The organism is Bradyrhizobium sp. MV1.5 (assembly GCF_055807615.1).
Map to the genome: position 1 here is coordinate 13,534 of NZ_JBVVPL010000014.1, position 15,013 is coordinate 28,546.

Consider the following 15,013-nt stretch of genomic DNA (forward strand, 5'->3'; position numbering starts at 1 on the left):
CGCGGTGAAAGCCTTCTTTGGCGTGGTGATTAATGGCGGCACGAAGGTCTTCAAGATCACGCCGTGCTCCACCATTGCTGCCACGGGACTTGGCATAGCCCCGGCAATTGGCGCCGTTGACCTCCGAAAGCATTTTGCTGCCCCACCATTTATTGAGACGCGCTATCCGTTCGTCGAACTTCGATTTGTTCGCCTGAGTTTCGCGGCGGTCATCGTCATAAACAGAAAGCACGTCCGCAACGTCGATTTCCTCAATGTCCTTGAGGCGCCGTGCCGGCGTGTACTTCTCTCCGATGTAAGCGGCTAGGCGCTCTTGCGCCTGTCTATCTTCGCCTGCAAAGCATCCCGTGGCGATATGCTGCCGACCGTCGACGATGATCCACGCCCCCTTCGCGGTGAGCTTGCCGTCTTTGCGGCGCTCCCTTCGCCACCAAAGGCGCGGCCCTCTGCTTTGACGCGGCATAGCTTCCTCATTTCCTCGATAGCGCGGAGACTTGTGAAATCTTTGTTTGCGATACGCTCGACCATTAGCCGGCCCGCTCTGGCTTCGCGACGAAGGCCGCTGACGGTCAGACCGCCGCACGGGAAGCAGTGCAGGACAGCGTCTACCAGACGCATTGGCGTGTCCAAACCGATGTTGTCGTTAGCTGCCAATGGCAATAGACTTGCTGTCATACAATCCTCAATAGCTATACCCGACAAAATGTCGTATTTCAATGTGTGACAAAACGCGATGATCGGAAGCGACTTACCCCTGTTAGCGGCCCAGATCAGAGCGGCACGTAGCCTTCTAGGTTGGTCGCAAGCCTACTTAGCCCAAGTCGCCAACATCCACCGTGCGACGCTAGTTGATTTAGAGGTCGGCAAGCGCGAACCACGCGAGACAACTGTTGAAGTGTTGAGGCAGGAGCTCGCCCTCGCTGGAATTGTCTTTACAGAACGAGGCGTCGAATTTCGAAAGTGGCCGCCTAAGGAGAGGAAAAAGCGCAACAAACGATAGTGCTATTGACAATCTACCAGCGGTTGTCGTGACATCTTGCCTGCGTGATATTGGGGGGCACAATGAACGCTGAGAGACTGCTTGAGTTAACCGATCTGTTGACCACGATGGACGTACGATTCGAAGTGCAGTCTAGCCTGGAGGGTTTGGTGAGCGATCTAGCGCAAATCATTGCCAATCCAGGTCACGCTCCTTTTCAAACTCAGTTTGCCGAGAAATTCGACCAGTTTCGTTCAAATTGGCACAACCTGACGAGTTCATTTTCTCCCGCGCAAGTAAATCTGATCTCTGAAATCGGCGGCGCTCCGTTTTTCGTAGACGATTTCCCATCTCGACTAGATGCGTCGGTGAGAGCGAACGGCATCACCCCGGCGGTAGTCCAAGATGAGCTTCAGACGTTCAGAAGCGAACGGGAACTCTACATTCGGACGCTGAACTCACTTCGCGACAGCCTCTTGGGAGTTGGTATCGAACCATACAAACTGGAAGCAGAGAGCGCGGAAATTGGCCTCCTTTTGCCTCGTGATTTATTTGACAACGAACTTGGCGGCCTCGTCAAAGAACTGCATACCGTCAACCGCATCATAAGGGCGTTCTCTGAAGTCGCGGTAGGGGGGCCTGAGCCTGTTGAAGTCCATCAAATCTCAACAAGCGACCCTATCTTCTTTTTCGGACTTGATCCTGCAACGATCGCACTGCTTGCCGGCGCGGTAACGTGGGCACTCAAGACTTGGAAGGACGTCGAAGAAATCCGCAAAATCCGAGCGGACACACAAAAAGTGAAGAGCTTCACCAAAGAGGAGGTGGAGGAGATATTTGATAACAAAATTCAAAAGGAAATTCGCCTCGCCATTGATCACAAAGTCAATGAGCTTATCCCAGCCACGGACGTAGCAGGTCGCCACCATGAGCAGCGAAATGACATGGCCTGGGCATTGGAGTCGATCCTAGGCAGAGTCGAACGCGGCATGACTGTAGAACTTCGATTTCTGCCGCCACCGGTCACCGACGAAGTTCATCCTTCCGCTGAACAAACACAGACGTTCGAGACGCTTAGAACTATTGCGCAACAACTACGCTTTCCCGAACCTGATAAATCACTCGTGCTTGCCCTGCCGCCTTCTGACCCACCCAGCGAGCAACCAAGAAAGTGAGCTACGGCGCGAAATCAATAATTGCATTCATCGAACAGCGAACTGTTCTCGGCATCAAGGGCATCAAACGCGTTGTCTACCTCTTGTCCCAGATGGTCCGCCCGTACGTCCCCTTTGGCGCGGGCATGTCGCCGGCCGCAACCATCCCATCCCAAATCGCGTGCGAAATACCGACGTAGGCCGCCGCACGTACTCGCGACAGCCCACGTGGCCAATAGGGATGATCGCGATCATCCATGCTATCCAGGCTCAACGCTCAGAACTCCGCTTAGATCAACTTTGAACGCACGAAGAGGCTGCGGCTCGGCTCGCAGCTCTAGAACTATGCCGCTTGCTTCCAGTCTTTCGGCGTCCGCCATGTGTTTGGCGGCTGTCGGTGCGTCCATACGTCCTTCTTGAATTAAAGCAGAAAGCAGCTCTTTGTTCGCAGCTAGTTGCGTGGTGATGCTTTGCATTGTCGGTTCCCCGTGCCTGCCGGAATCGGCATGAAACAGATTGCTCGAAGAAAAGTCGTCGAACAACATCAGAGGTGTCGCTCAAATCGCTAATCTTCTGAGCGCTTATGTCGCCAGCACGGACACACGGGGCTTGCCGTCTCTAGTTAGCAGTGATGCGCGCCGCTCTAGGGGCGGCCGGCTCGATCTTCATCGAAGAAAACGGCGAAGGCGCGGGCGTGCGGTTGAAAAAGGCGAAGGGCTAGCGGCCTAACTGCTTGAGGCACTCCGCCCTCTTCAGCCCCAGCTCAGAAAGTTTATACGCCGGTCTCCCTCCCCGAACTTCGCCTACAACCGGTTCACTTGCGTTCGCGCCATGGTTGCGCTCTTATGGGTAGACTGGCTTCTTGTGAATACGAGGAAAGGAATTTCGCACTACATGGCCGATAATCAATTCAGCCACCTCGAAATCGCCCTCTGGCGTCAGTTCGACACCATTTCCATCGATTTCCATCCTCGATTGACCGTAATCACAGGCGCAAACGGATCAGGTAAGAGCACGCTGCTTAGCATCTTGGCCCAGCATTTCGGCTGGTCACGCCCGTACTTGGCCGTACCGAAGACGTCTAAAGACGGGCCGCTCACCTATCTCTCCGGCTTTGTGTCAGACATCCTGAAGCGATTTGGCTTTCGTAACGAGCAGCCAAACTCGATCGGGTACATCGATTACACCAACAAAGCGCAATGCATGCTGATTGTGAATGAATCGAACTCCGTGCATGTCTCGTTAGCCTTCGCCGGACAGCAAGCTGTTGAGGGCCTTCTGATTGATTCGCACCGACCAAACCCACATTACATTCAGGTTGGCCAAATTCCTTTGCAGCCAATGACAGCTGCTCAGTCGTTTGCGAACTACAACAACGAAATGCATCAAAGATACCAAGGGCACTCCGGCGGAAACTCTCCTATATTCCGCATGAAAGAGTCCATTATATCAATGGCTATTTTTGGAGAAGGCAACGACACCCTAGGAGGCTCGAACCGCGGATTGCTGGATACATTTCTGGGATTCAATGAGGTCCTTCGCAATTTGCTGCCATCAAGTCTAGGCTTCGAAAGGATTGCTGTCAGATCGCCTGAAGTTGTCTTAGTCACTCAATCAGGTGAATTTATGTTGGACGCGTCATCGGGCGGGATAATGACGCTAATCGATGTCGCATGGCGGATCTATATGTTTTCTAGAGGTTGCTCCGAGTTTGTTGTTCTCATGGATGAGCCGGAGAATCATCTTCATCCATCTATGCAACGAACGCTGATGCGTCGGCTTCTCGCAGCTTTCCCGAAGGCGCAATTCATTATTGCTACTCACAGCCCCTTTATGGTGTCTTCCGTGCGCGACTCGAACGTCTATGTCCTGCGTTATCGTGCCGAACCTGGCTCGACTCCATTATCGGCGGACGTCGGGCTATCCGCCAACCGACGAGTATTTAGCGAACTATTGCCACTTACCAACAAAGCAGCGAGCGCTGGCGATATTCTGCGCGAGGTTCTCGGCGTGCCCGCAACGATGCCTGAATGGGTCGAGGATGATCTAGACAAAATCATTGGCCGTTATCGAGGACAGAAATTGACGGCTGAAATGCTGGATTCCGTACGACGCGAACTGACCGAGCTGGGCTTTGATGAGTATTACCCTGACGCGCTAGCTGGAATTGCCCGGCCACAATGATAAAACTCAACAAAGGTCTAGAACCGCAGGTACTGCGAGACAACCGCGCTGCTTGGGAGCAAGTCTTGCGGAATCATGAAGCAGCTGGAACGGCGGCTTCTAAGACCGACCTAAATCGCTACGGACACCCCGATATCAAGTCGGTGCTGCTCAGCGAAACAAAGGAAAAATGCGCCTATTGTGAGAGCATCTTCCGGCACGTTTATCCCGGTGATGTGGAGCACGTCACCCCCAAGCGAAATGGAATCGGGTTTCGTTTCGCTTGGGGAAATCTCACAATCGCGTGCTCCACGTGCAACACAAACAAGGGCGTCAAAGAAGGGTTAGTTGATCCCTATTTGGACGATCCAGAGATTGTCTTCCAACATGCTGGTCCGGCGATGCTTGCCGACCCCGCAAACAACCAAGCCTTCGTGACAGAGTCAGCACTAGGTCTGAATCGCAATGCTCTGGTTGAGCGACGCACGAATAGGCTCAAAGGCCTGCATCGTATGTTGAAAATCGCTCTTGATCAGCCCGACCCAAGTGACCGAGAGATACTGCTAGACGAACTTCGTATAAAAGAAACCAGAGATCACGCGGAATTTGCCGCTATGTCTCGCTGGTTTGTGCACGACCTAATCGCAAGAGGGGTGATTGCGGCCCCCAATCCAGCGCCAGTCCCCCAAGCTAACGTGCAGGCGCCCACTGGCCCATGAAACCATCAGAGTAGGGTTGGTGGTCACGTAACAAAACACTCCCCAACCGACAGCTTCTATGCGCCAACAGCTTAGCTGCAGCCACCCCAACTTCAGTTTCGTCAATCGGCCCCTCCATCGTGAGCAAGGTAGACTTCAACCATCAATCATCTTCATCTGTGGCGCCTCCACACGGTTGACCGTTGCCACCACATTACGAAGACTCTCAGCCGCCGCACCAATCTGGCGAGACTGCTGCGTATCCGGACCTCCTATCCGACAGGGTCACTGCTAATGCGTCATCCCCGCACTAGCCACCAATACGGAACGGACTGGCCACGCACGGAATGGGGGCCGTCCGGTTCAATACTCCCGCCTGCCGGGAGTGTCGTTAGGTCGTCGTAATCGCCAGTGTCGCCGGGTTCGGTCCCATACGACAGTGTCCCGCGTGATATGCCGGAATGCTGCCAGCACTGACTTTTCTATTGCGCGATTGAAGTTGGCATTTCGATAGACATACTCTTCGCCGAAGCGCTGTTCGATGGCTATCGCTGCATCATGCTGACGAAGGCCATTTGGCTCGCGCCTTACTAACTCACTTAGCATCCAGTCAGCCACTTCTGCAGGCGTCGCCATTTGTCATTTCCATCCCGATTAGCAGATGCTCAGTTAGACGAGTCTCATGAAACACGCTCGTATCTGCCCATGCGGCCACCGCGTTGCCGGAGGCACCCTATGTGCGTGCCAGAAGCAAAGGCAGACAGCACGCCCCAGCGCAAGCCAGTGAGGCTATGGCACCGACTGGCAGGCGCTTAGGGCCTCAGTGGCACAGGCGCCCTGCACGACCTGCGCTAGGCCCTGGAAGGCCGGCTATCACCTCGCCCACAGGATGGCGCGCAATGCAGGCGGCAACGATGACCCGGCCAACCTGCATTGGCTCTGTCACTCTTGCCACTCAAGGAAGACAGCGAAGCAGGATGGCGGGTTCGGGCATCGCGTTGCCGTACCGCGAGCTGTTCTTGAGGGGAGAACGGATGCTCATATCGAAAGCGGCCACTACCGAAAATGGCTCGAATACGGACAGGACGTAGCGCCTCATGTGGAAAAGCCGTTTTGGGTGCGGTGCCCACTCCTGGACGGAGTCGGGTTGCTAATCTGCGATAATTCCGAAAGCGATAGGCCGAAGAAGTAGTGACATCAAAGAGCGCAGAAGTAAGCTATAGCGTGCAGCGTCCCCTCAATGCTACGAATGCGGGTAGCTTTGGTGCGGGGGGCTTAAGGAAATGGCATGGGGGAAGACCGTCGCAGGGCGGCCGATAGCTACGTTCAAGGAGGTAACAAAACTCGCTGCAAAGGAAGCTGAACGTGCGGCTACCATTACCTTAAAAAGCTACGCGCTCGGCCGCATCCACGATGAGGACGACATAACCGGCGCATTTGTTGGTAGCCTCAATACGGTCTTTGACGACGTGCAGCTAGGCGGGATGACGCTTAGCGCGAAAGTTATGCGGCATCGGCGAGGTATAGCCGCAGAAGAAAGCCGCACTGGAGCCGATATGCTCATCCAGGCATCGATGAACACGCCGACGCAAAAGTACTCAAAGGGTGTGCTGGTACAAGCAAAAAAGGCCGACACCTATTATGATTGGTCTGCGGCACGGCGGCAAACGCTCGTGGATCAGTGTAATCAAATGCTAGGGATCACTCCCTCAGCATTTGTGCTGAACTATAGCCTGCATGGTATGCGCTGCGGAGCGGCTACGCGGGTTGCAGGCGCCACAACCGACTTCAGCGTGCGCTACCTTTGCAATTGGACCATTTATAGGTTTTTCCTTGAGCTATTCCGTTGCCCCATCGGTGATCCGAGGATTGCCATCTCCCAAACGAACATGTCGCCAGTAGCGTCACTTGGAGGAGAATTAAGCGATATTCCGTTTGTCGTTGCGCTGTCGCTTGAGGGCGAGTTGGATGTCGACCCGGGCTCATCCGAGCCATAAGCTATTCGGTGCGCACGAGGCAGTCCGTCACGGCGTCCCCCCGCGAACTTTTAACATCGGGGCGCCTGACCGCATGGGTCCGAAGTTCGGTATTCTCACGAATTGGAGATTTTAGGATTGCTCAGGTAGAGAAGATGCAAGCAGGGGGCAACGCAATGAGACTTGTAAGCGCATGAACGGCGATCTTGAAAGCGACGTTCCCAGCAAGCCCTGCCGTTAGTGTACCCCACCCAAGACCCACGGGTATAACTTAGCAACAATTGCGCCAAGCAGGCAGACTGTCAGCAGCATGAGAAAGTTCATCATCGAAAGCTGTGAGGATATTTTCGCGCTCTTATCGAGGAGAGATTTCGTATTGCAAAGCGCATGGGCAGCGTCTTGCCTAGTGTGAGCTATCAGCACGTCGGCGACATCTTGTGTGAGCCCGTACGCTTCTCTTATCCGGTCACCATGTTGCCCTAGCTCTTCCTGCAGCACGTTGCGCGCGATGGCATAGTTTTCCCAATGATCACCCTTGATACCGAGGGAACGCTGCGACTCGATCGACGACTTTAAGGCGTTCTCTGCTTCTGGCCTCGCCATGTCAGCCCCCAAGGGTTTCACGTATCCTAGCTTGACCGCCCCACCGTGCAAGTCGGGGCAGCCACCGTCAGAATGCGATTTAGAAGGGATCGTACGAGACCCAGCGCGTTTCCCGTTCGAGAACTCCTCGCGGAGCGACGCTTCTCAGCTCCGGTCCTTGTCGACCAAGCGATCTACCTCTCGGTCGGTGGCCTCCTCCAATTGGCCAGCCATAAAAGCGGTTAGGTCTTCAAAGGATTCATTGATTTCCGCGTCCGTGATGCCTTCTGCTTTGGCCGCCACACGACAATAAGCGGCCATCGCTTCAGCCCGCGAGGTGTCGCCCTCAGGCTCGTACGCTTCTGGATGCACGTTTTCGTCCACCCATTTCTCTACGAAGCTAATTGCTCGTTCGCTCATGAATCCTCCCATTGTAAAGTTACATCACCACTCGCTAACAGTGAGCATATCTACTAATTGTTTGGCCGCAAGCCTACCATAACCGCCCTCTCCGGCGCATTAGATAGCGCCCCACCGGCACCGGCATGGCTACCGAAGTTCGGCAACCGAATGGGCGCGCATTGTCCCTGCCCTCATGAAGAGCCGCAGCCTTGCTAGCCATGAGCTATCGACCGTCGAGTCCTATTGCGTTGCAGTGGCGCGCATTCGCGAGTGTGAAGCGGTCATACAAAAGCACGGCCTGACGTTCGTTAGCCCGACCGGTGAATCGAAGCGACGGGCCAGAGACCACCATTCACAAAGAAAATATTGAAGCGGCCCGGTGTCTCGCAGCGGAGTGACGCCAGCGAGTCGAGGCGAGGGGCCACTTGACCGAATTGCACCCCGCGACCCACACGGCCTTGCGAGCCTGTGTTTCCGTGTTAGAAGCCCGACTAACTGAAAGCTCAGGACTAGTGATGGCTAAGAACTTGAAGAAGACTGTGCGCCGTGAATACACAAAGACGGACGTAAAAGAGCTTCGTGCTCATTCGAAGGCGAAGACTCCCGTTGTAAAAATCGCAAAGGCGATGAAGCGGACGGAAGCGTCCCTTCGCCAAAAAGCGATGTCGCTTGGTATGCCGCTGGGGCACGTTCGCTAAGTAAGAGTCTCATTTCGTTCCATCGGATTTCCAAGCCTTATCAGCAATGTTCGCGGAAGGTTTTTCCTGCATTCGGAAAGAAGTTTCCGAGGCCGAACCGACCGCGAACGGTGACTGTCCTTCGAATATCAGTTAGAAATACTTTTTGCTGGGGTCGTCTTCTTTCGCTTCATCAGGCATCTTTACTTTTGAAGCATCTGCCGGCGTGGCGCCCATCTGTCCAAGAATCATTCTCAGAAGGTTCATGCCTTTCACGCCCACGTCCTCGCCAGCAATCTGGCGTCCCCGAAGTTCGCAAGCGATACTGACTAAGGCCCGGTGCGATTTATTCAACCACGGAAGTTCGTCCGCAAATGTGCCCCAAGCCTCCTTCTGAGCATCGGTCTTGAACCATTTCGGAGGCGCCCCAAGCGGACCGGGCGACGGTGGTTCCTTGCGGCTGGCGAACCGCTTGGGGTTTCGAAGCGTACGCCCGGTGGTTTCCGCCTTAATGAGTGGGACTCGCGGTCGAGCCATTGAGAAATGTCCTTTGAAAAAGAAGAAAAATGTGTGGGGGGGCACCAATCGCAGGCGCGCGTACGGACCACCCGGTCGGTTTTTGGGTTGGCCGATTTGAGTACTTTGACCCTGCCCCTACCCATGGTTGTCTCGCGCCGCAATAACGGCCCGACGGTAGCTGGCAAGGACTGGATGGGCGTAGCAATGCCGAAGGCGCGCTCACGTAACTATCTGTAAGCACTAAGCATGTAAGCTAACGCCTTTGCGCGCCCTGCCGATTGTTCAATGAGATTGCCATGACTTCAAATGATGATGACGAACTGGCTGTGTTGGCGCGAGAGATCGCTGACAAGTCGACCTATGTTCACGATCAAACTATTCTGATCGAGGTTCTTGAGCAGGACGGCCATGACGTGTCTGAGTATCGAAGAGAGCTAGCCAAGGAGCGCTCTCATTTGGCCACGCGGATCGCGAGGCAATTCAGGCTGGTTGAAATATCATCGGCCAGTGAAGGACACGAGCCAACCTCGCCGCGTCAGGGATAAATCAAATGCCGAACCGCCGAAAGATCGATCGTTCGGACGTGGACTTAGTCGCTTACATTTTCGGAGATGGCGGCAGCCAACGTTGCCGAGTGTTCAACATCTCAGAGGACGGCGCTGGAATCGAATTACCGACGAAGCTGCACATGCGTGCCAAGTTCAAGATGATGTTGGAAAGGGACCGTATCATCAGAGATTGCCGTCTCATTTGGTCTAGTGAGACTCGCATCGGCGTCGTATTCAAAACAGATTGAGTCGTATCTAGTAGATTGTTGGTTGCGGCCCGCCCCTGTCTGGAGCCCGTCAAACCAGACAGGGAGCGCAGCCGCGCAAGCCGAGCTACTTTAAGACGCTCGCTCTCGCTTGCCGTTGCAGCCGTTCGGTCTCTTCCGTCTGGGCGCGATTGGACTCTTCTAGAGTGGGCCACTTTGTGGCGGGCCTCCCTATGTCTGGCCCTGTGCTCGCGGAGAACGTTTCCGTCCTTCCATCCAATGCAGCCAGCCGTTCGCTCAGTCGCTCTATCCGCGCCGTGATCTTGTCGCGTTGTGTCTTCGCGTTATGCAGGCCGCTCTCAATCTTAAACGGGGTCGACTCAATACTCTCCCTAAGCGAGGGGCTATGGTTCGCGTCAATGAGCCGAGCGAATGCTTGATCACATGCTCCAGCCGCCACTAGGCTTGACTCGCGGAGTTCCGCAGTCTCAACGAAGGTCACCTTATGACGGCCAATCGTCTCGGTCCGCTCTTTAGTGCGAGTGATGCCCACAGACACGCACGCTTGCCTGCCGCTCTCTACCATGCGCCTGATTGTGTCAGCGTACCGCCTGTTATCGAGCGGAAACCGAAATGCTAGGCCATCCTCCGTTTTGACAAATTCCAATCCACTGACCGTAGAGCAGACGACTTCTTTGGCGTCATGAGCTAGCCACATCTCAGTGCGGGCGCCGCTGGCAAAGTGGGCATCGAACGCCCCGCTCTCAATGACGAGGATATCTCCGGTCTTTGTTCCGATTGGCTCGTCGAAAACGACCGCCAGTCCTTCAACGCACAGCCGCGGCTCGTCCACGTCACATGCGGAGGACGGCGCCTCTCTAAAATATCGCGCGTACTTACGAACCATCCGATCATGTACGGATGTATCTATACCAATTAAATAGTTCAACGGATGGCCTGTGGCATGTCGTTTTTAGAAATTATTCCAGCGTCAACAAAGTCGGCCAGCCCATAATGATATCCGCCACAAGGGTCGCGAGGCGAACCAATGTGCGTAAGAAATACTCTGTTCAAGCTGGAGACATTTGTCCCGGTGTTCTCGATCTCATCGAAGTAGCGATCGTACTCCAGGTGCGCTGCGTGGAACGCTAACAGAGCGTTCGCAAAGGCTTTGGCTCGCTTCGTCGCTTCCGGCCGCACGGCTTCGCAGACGAGACGAGAGCCAAGTTCGCGCTCCTTCTGGATCAGACCGTCCAATTTGTTGAGCGTCGGATTGAGAACATTCAATTCCTCAAGCAGAGCCTGCAGGCGTAGTGTGTCCGGCGCTGTATCCGGGACCTGAGGCTGCCCCAAAATCGCTCGCAGCTTATTGTCGGACGCGTTGCCGGCGTCGGGCGACTCTTGCAGCCGAGACCTAACTGCGGCAGCTTCCGCCACTTTCGCTGCCTTTTCAGCACTTAGGGCATTTCGCTTGGTTTCGAGTTCCGCGATAAGCGGATGGAGTTCAGTGGGTTTGGGAATCTTCATGACATGCTCAAATGGGATAAAACCTTGGCGACGACGAACCCGCAGTCGCAGATGAATGCCGCACTATCGTTGGACAGCACGTCGCTGATTGATTTGTCGGGCGGGACGCAGATGATTTTGCTCTTGCCATCTGGGAGCCCGACAAGGAGCGTCTGGCCTAGCGGATAGAGCTCCCCCACAGGGCGGCCTGCATCGCCTCTGTCGCTGAACTCGAAAGCAGCCTTGGCCGCCCGTGACGGGCTAATTCCGAGTCGGGTCAATTCGGTGGTCAGCGCAATTTGTAGGATGCGCCGCAGCGAATATCCGCGGTTCTCGCCGCAGCCACGGGACGGCACGTCACAGGGCTGCAGAGTGATGTGATTGCGTTGCAGATACCTTTGCAGCGTTGCCAGCGGCGTGCCGGTCGCCTTTCCAGCAACGCCGGTCGGGTACGTCTTCATGAATTCCTCGTTGTGAGTGTGCATCTGGCCGCTCCAAGGGCCGAAAAACAGCGCGACCGCGTGAGCGGTGCGCTGGGAGAAGTTGCGAAGTGGGATGTGAGGCCCCTCTAATTATGGGGCCTTTGAAGTTGGAAAAAGGGACAGCTAGGCAGCAAGCTGTTGCTTTAACTCAGAAAATGCCTTGCACGCTTCCAAAGTGAGGCGTTTTCCCTGCCGTTCGGCCGTCTTCCCGGTGTATCCAAGCCGACTCCCGACAGTCTCGAAATTGGGAGACACTATAGCGGCTTCCAACACTGCGGCGTGCTTTGGGCCAAGGTTGTCGTTTGCCGCGACCGCATCTTCCATCACAATCAAACGCTCCAGCGGATTGTATCGTTGTGTTTCAGGCGGAGGAAGATAACGGCCTGACAACGTTTTCGGCGTTCTGCGTACGACAGGCTTACCGAACTGCCCCGGACTGAATCTCGTTACAGAACCGAGCGGTTGGCGCGGGTCTAAGTCGGTGTCTGAAAGCGTTACCGTCCCGAGACGGATAACTGATTTCAATTTTTGACCGAAGACGGGAGACTCGTACTCCTCACCGAAACCGATTCTTCCACGCTCAAGTTCCTTACCTTTGTGCCAATATTTGATCAGTTCTCTATTCTGCGGAGCGTCTAAATCTTGGATGAGACGTTCCCTCAGATATGTGAACTTAAATCCGCAGTCGCTGTAGCAAATGACGTTGTCATAGCTTTTCTTGAAAGCCACATCAGCCATCGCCTTTATGATTTCTTCGGCGGATTGTTCTTTCAAATTGCCTTCGGTGTCTTGTTTCACCGATTCCTTATTGCCGTCCTCGTTTGCAATTAAGTCGAGTTCACCGGCTTGCAGATAGTTAGTTTGCAGTGGGTCCGTTGATTCGTAGTGCGCTTTCCATTGCAACATTGACTTTAGATCGTCCGACAGGCCGGTGTGTCGCGGACCAGTCGTTACCTTTGGCTTGTCGGGAATTACGTCTGAATCATTGGCGGGCGCGCTTTTCTTCCACTCATTGTAAAACGTTCGAAACTCAGTGGGACCCAGCAAGGGGTCTGCACAATGCTGCAGCCTGAATGCTTCAGGCGCGATTGTCTGTTCTGTCAAATAAGCCTCACATGAAATGATTTTTCCCGCTGCCGTTCTGGCTAGTCGGGTCGCAATGAATCAAACACAGTACGTCGCCACCCAATGCCGGCGTTGTGTCTCCTATCAGGGGTGGCCAAAAGTATAGGGTCTTAGCGGCAGGGACCGATGGGCAGTAAATCTCGCACGCCCACAAAATGGGAAAACCGGTCGCCGGCACGGCAAAGGCGCTTACGCGGGTGCGCCGGCCGGTTAGTTCTCTCGATGGTGTCCCTGTCGCTGAGCGGTGGTCTCAAAATCAATTTAGCTTCAATGTCGGTATATGTAGCGAATTCCAGCAAAAATTGCTAGGCCGTTTCCACTTTTGTGCAGGGCAACGACTGACGGTTCTTAATCGTGTCCCGGTGCTGTAGCCGCAAACCGAGCAAGATCGACCCCGCTTCCACTTTCCATTCGGAGGAGACCTCTAAGGGAGAGGCGCTTTCCGCCGATAGTAAAGAGGATATTGGGGTTCAGATTCGAATCGAAATGCAGCCTTCGCAATTGCCTGGACTGGTTCCAATGCCCACCAGATGAGATTGTGTGCCAACGCGGTGGCGACCTCGTCGAAGAGGAGGCGTGGGGTAAGTGTCTCCTTCGCTGGCTCTTCTCTCATGACCCTCGGGTGCAGTATCGGCAGGATTTGAAACTGAGCGCAGACAGCGGCAACTTCGGGGGTGTCAAAGGTGACGGGTATCTTCGCATGAGCAAACGCATTGCGGATATGGCGCATAGTATGCAGATTCGTTTTAGTTTGCGGCCCATAAATTGAGAGCGCGTGACCGAGTTCGATTTTGCGGGCAAATGAGGAAAAGAAATTCTCATCCTCTAGAAGCCTCGAGTCCCGGTCGAGCTGCAAGAACTGCTCTATTGCGGTGTCGAGCGCTGTTTCAACGTTGGCCGCTTGCATCAAGCACGCGCCGCGGTGATTAGTCTCAGGTGCCATCTGTTCGACATAAGCAAGATGGTGGTGCACATCGGAATCTTGCCGGGTTAGTTTGCGAAGGGCGGTTTCTGCTTTAGTCATATGTTTGCCCCCACTCAGACTAATTTAGCCGGAACCATGTCCTCTAGCTTTGGTAGCTTGGCGTGCCGATCGGCCTCGGTCGCTGCCAACGTGCCCGGATCGGGCGTACCTTCTTCGATCGACCTAATCCGCATGCAAACATGAAATAGGTCCGCGTTGAATTTATACGCCAGCACCGCGCCAGTCCCGTACGCTACCGCCACCACGGAGTTTGGGGCGGCCTTTTCCCAAGCTACCTTCCGGTCCTCAAAGATCATTGAGTAAACACGGATGACGTCCGCCGCGAGGCTAACGCCTAAAAGGCCGACCTTACTGATGTTTTCTTTGTAGAACGGTGCCTTGTACCCGTTGATAACGAACTCTTTCATTGTGGCAGGAGCGTTGTGCTCGTGCATTGCTTTATAGAGCAGTGCAAATTTGTGATGCGTCTGCGCAGTCGCGTACGCGGCGGTATGAAGAGATACCATCTCGGCGCGAAGCCCGGCGAGCAACAGCCGCTTCTCTCTGTCTTCATCATCTTGGGCACTCGTGCGGTCAAGCTCGTACCTGTGCAGCCTAGCTTGGCGCTCAAGCCTCGATTGATTTTCCTGCGATCCAATGAGATTCTGAAAGCCTCGATTGGTTTGCCAAGCGACCACACACAAGCCGATGACTGCGCCGAAGAGGGTTGCCGTGCCCGGGTCAATCTTCAATCCGCCGATGGAAAGCAGGCTGACTATATTGGCGATGAGAAAGGCAACGCCGGCAGCGAGGACAGCCCATAGCGTTCGAGGCATGCTGCGGAATCGCCGCAGTTCCTTTTCGGCAAACGACCTTGGAAGCATGTAAAAATCCGATCGGGTGCAGAAGCGCACAGGGAGAGGGGTAAGAGACTCAGTCCGTTCCAAAGTCCAGGAAACCTCGCTTCCTGTCCATACTGCGATTGAAAAGCCGGATGCCGGTGGCAGCACCGGCCGGCTTCCACCTATGGCG

General features: G+C 54.7%; 22 protein-coding genes. 11 read left to right on the forward strand and 11 right to left on the reverse strand.

Annotated features, from left to right (window positions below):
* Window positions 1-4: 4 nt before the first annotated feature.
* From AC0L2J_RS15435 to AC0L2J_RS15445, 3 genes are all read left to right on the forward strand, one after another.
* Window positions 5-307: a hypothetical protein gene (locus AC0L2J_RS15435; RefSeq protein ID WP_473391519.1), complete on the forward strand. Its 303-nt coding sequence runs from the start codon at window positions 5-7 to the stop codon at window positions 305-307.
* Between the two features lie 426 nt (window positions 308-733).
* Window positions 734-1,000, forward strand: coding sequence for a helix-turn-helix domain-containing protein (locus AC0L2J_RS15440; protein ID WP_473391522.1), 267 nt, complete (start codon window positions 734-736; stop codon window positions 998-1,000).
* 62 nt (window positions 1,001-1,062) lie between these two features.
* The gene (locus tag AC0L2J_RS15445; RefSeq protein WP_473391526.1) at window positions 1,063-2,154 is read left to right on the forward strand and encodes a hypothetical protein; all 1,092 of its coding nucleotides are present in this window, start codon (window positions 1,063-1,065) and stop codon (window positions 2,152-2,154) included.
* Window positions 2,155-2,393: 239 nt separating this feature from the next.
* Here AC0L2J_RS15445 and AC0L2J_RS15450 read toward each other — a convergent pair whose 3' ends face one another.
* Entirely contained in the window at window positions 2,394-2,678 is a 285-nt protein-coding gene (locus AC0L2J_RS15450; protein WP_473391529.1) for a hypothetical protein, read from the reverse strand.
* Window positions 2,679-3,027: 349 nt separating this feature from the next.
* Here AC0L2J_RS15450 and AC0L2J_RS15455 point away from each other — a divergent pair, with 349 nt between their 5' ends.
* Window positions 3,028-4,317, forward strand: coding sequence for an AAA family ATPase (locus AC0L2J_RS15455; RefSeq protein WP_473391533.1), 1,290 nt, complete (start codon window positions 3,028-3,030; stop codon window positions 4,315-4,317).
* The gene (locus AC0L2J_RS15460; RefSeq protein WP_473391535.1) at window positions 4,314-5,015 is read left to right on the forward strand and encodes an HNH endonuclease; all 702 of its coding nucleotides are present in this window, start codon (window positions 4,314-4,316) and stop codon (window positions 5,013-5,015) included. The genes AC0L2J_RS15455 and AC0L2J_RS15460 overlap by 4 nt, the downstream gene beginning before the upstream one ends.
* A 342-nt stretch (window positions 5,016-5,357) precedes the next feature.
* On the opposite strand, the gene AC0L2J_RS15465 is transcribed toward AC0L2J_RS15460, so the two are convergent.
* Window positions 5,358-5,630 (reverse strand): DUF6953 family protein, encoded by a 273-nt coding sequence (locus AC0L2J_RS15465; RefSeq protein ID WP_473391538.1) that lies wholly within the window; start codon window positions 5,628-5,630, stop codon window positions 5,358-5,360.
* Between the two features lie 187 nt (window positions 5,631-5,817).
* Here AC0L2J_RS15465 and AC0L2J_RS15470 point away from each other — a divergent pair, with 187 nt between their 5' ends.
* Together AC0L2J_RS15470 and AC0L2J_RS15475 are read left to right on the forward strand one after the other, a co-directional pair.
* Window positions 5,818-6,186, forward strand: coding sequence for an HNH endonuclease (locus AC0L2J_RS15470; RefSeq protein ID WP_473391541.1), 369 nt, complete (start codon window positions 5,818-5,820; stop codon window positions 6,184-6,186).
* 91 nt (window positions 6,187-6,277) lie between these two features.
* A complete protein-coding gene (locus AC0L2J_RS15475; RefSeq protein ID WP_473391544.1) occupies window positions 6,278-6,991 on the forward strand; it encodes a hypothetical protein in 714 nt (237 codons plus the stop codon).
* 216 nt (window positions 6,992-7,207) lie between these two features.
* On the opposite strand, the gene AC0L2J_RS15480 is transcribed toward AC0L2J_RS15475, so the two are convergent.
* Both AC0L2J_RS15480 and AC0L2J_RS15485 read right to left on the reverse strand, forming a co-directional pair.
* Window positions 7,208-7,573 (reverse strand): hypothetical protein, encoded by a 366-nt coding sequence (locus tag AC0L2J_RS15480; RefSeq protein WP_473391545.1) that lies wholly within the window; start codon window positions 7,571-7,573, stop codon window positions 7,208-7,210.
* Window positions 7,574-7,717: 144 nt separating this feature from the next.
* The gene (locus AC0L2J_RS15485) at window positions 7,718-7,972 is read right to left on the reverse strand and encodes a hypothetical protein (protein ID WP_473391547.1); all 255 of its coding nucleotides are present in this window, start codon (window positions 7,970-7,972) and stop codon (window positions 7,718-7,720) included.
* A 103-nt stretch (window positions 7,973-8,075) separates the two neighbouring features.
* On the opposite strand from AC0L2J_RS15485, the gene AC0L2J_RS15490 reads away from it, so the two are divergent.
* Entirely contained in the window at window positions 8,076-8,324 is a 249-nt protein-coding gene (locus tag AC0L2J_RS15490) for a P27 family phage terminase small subunit (RefSeq protein WP_473391861.1), read from the forward strand.
* Between the two features lie 145 nt (window positions 8,325-8,469).
* Window positions 8,470-8,652, forward strand: a complete 183-nt coding sequence (locus tag AC0L2J_RS15495) for a hypothetical protein (protein ID WP_473391549.1) — start codon at window positions 8,470-8,472, stop codon at window positions 8,650-8,652.
* Window positions 8,653-8,784: 132 nt separating this feature from the next.
* Here AC0L2J_RS15495 and AC0L2J_RS15500 read toward each other — a convergent pair whose 3' ends face one another.
* Window positions 8,785-9,168: a hypothetical protein gene (locus tag AC0L2J_RS15500; protein ID WP_473391552.1), complete on the reverse strand. Its 384-nt coding sequence runs from the start codon at window positions 9,166-9,168 to the stop codon at window positions 8,785-8,787.
* Window positions 9,169-9,446: 278 nt separating this feature from the next.
* Between AC0L2J_RS15500 and AC0L2J_RS15505 the strand changes: the two genes are divergently transcribed.
* A complete protein-coding gene (locus AC0L2J_RS15505; RefSeq protein ID WP_473391555.1) occupies window positions 9,447-9,695 on the forward strand; it encodes a hypothetical protein in 249 nt (82 codons plus the stop codon).
* A gap of 5 nt (window positions 9,696-9,700) precedes the next feature.
* Window positions 9,701-9,946: a PilZ domain-containing protein gene (locus AC0L2J_RS15510; RefSeq protein ID WP_473391559.1), complete on the forward strand. Its 246-nt coding sequence runs from the start codon at window positions 9,701-9,703 to the stop codon at window positions 9,944-9,946.
* Window positions 9,947-10,031: 85 nt separating this feature from the next.
* Here AC0L2J_RS15510 and AC0L2J_RS15515 read toward each other — a convergent pair whose 3' ends face one another.
* The 6 genes from AC0L2J_RS15515 to AC0L2J_RS15540 form a co-directional block, all read right to left on the reverse strand.
* Window positions 10,032-10,811 (reverse strand): HK97 family phage prohead protease, encoded by a 780-nt coding sequence (locus AC0L2J_RS15515; protein WP_473391865.1) that lies wholly within the window; start codon window positions 10,809-10,811, stop codon window positions 10,032-10,034.
* 38 nt (window positions 10,812-10,849) lie between these two features.
* Window positions 10,850-11,431 (reverse strand): hypothetical protein, encoded by a 582-nt coding sequence (locus AC0L2J_RS15520; protein ID WP_473391562.1) that lies wholly within the window; start codon window positions 11,429-11,431, stop codon window positions 10,850-10,852.
* Entirely contained in the window at window positions 11,428-11,895 is a 468-nt protein-coding gene (locus tag AC0L2J_RS15525) for a MerR family transcriptional regulator (protein WP_473391565.1), read from the reverse strand. The genes AC0L2J_RS15520 and AC0L2J_RS15525 overlap by 4 nt, the downstream gene beginning before the upstream one ends.
* Window positions 11,896-12,015: 120 nt before the next feature.
* Complete coding sequence (locus tag AC0L2J_RS15530; RefSeq protein ID WP_473391569.1) at window positions 12,016-12,996, reverse strand: hypothetical protein; 981 nt, start codon at window positions 12,994-12,996, stop codon at window positions 12,016-12,018.
* A gap of 445 nt (window positions 12,997-13,441) precedes the next feature.
* A complete protein-coding gene (locus AC0L2J_RS15535) occupies window positions 13,442-14,041 on the reverse strand; it encodes a DUF4145 domain-containing protein (RefSeq protein WP_473391572.1) in 600 nt (199 codons plus the stop codon).
* Between the two features lie 14 nt (window positions 14,042-14,055).
* The gene (locus tag AC0L2J_RS15540; RefSeq protein WP_473391574.1) at window positions 14,056-14,865 is read right to left on the reverse strand and encodes a hypothetical protein; all 810 of its coding nucleotides are present in this window, start codon (window positions 14,863-14,865) and stop codon (window positions 14,056-14,058) included.
* Window positions 14,866-15,013 lie beyond the last annotated feature (148 nt).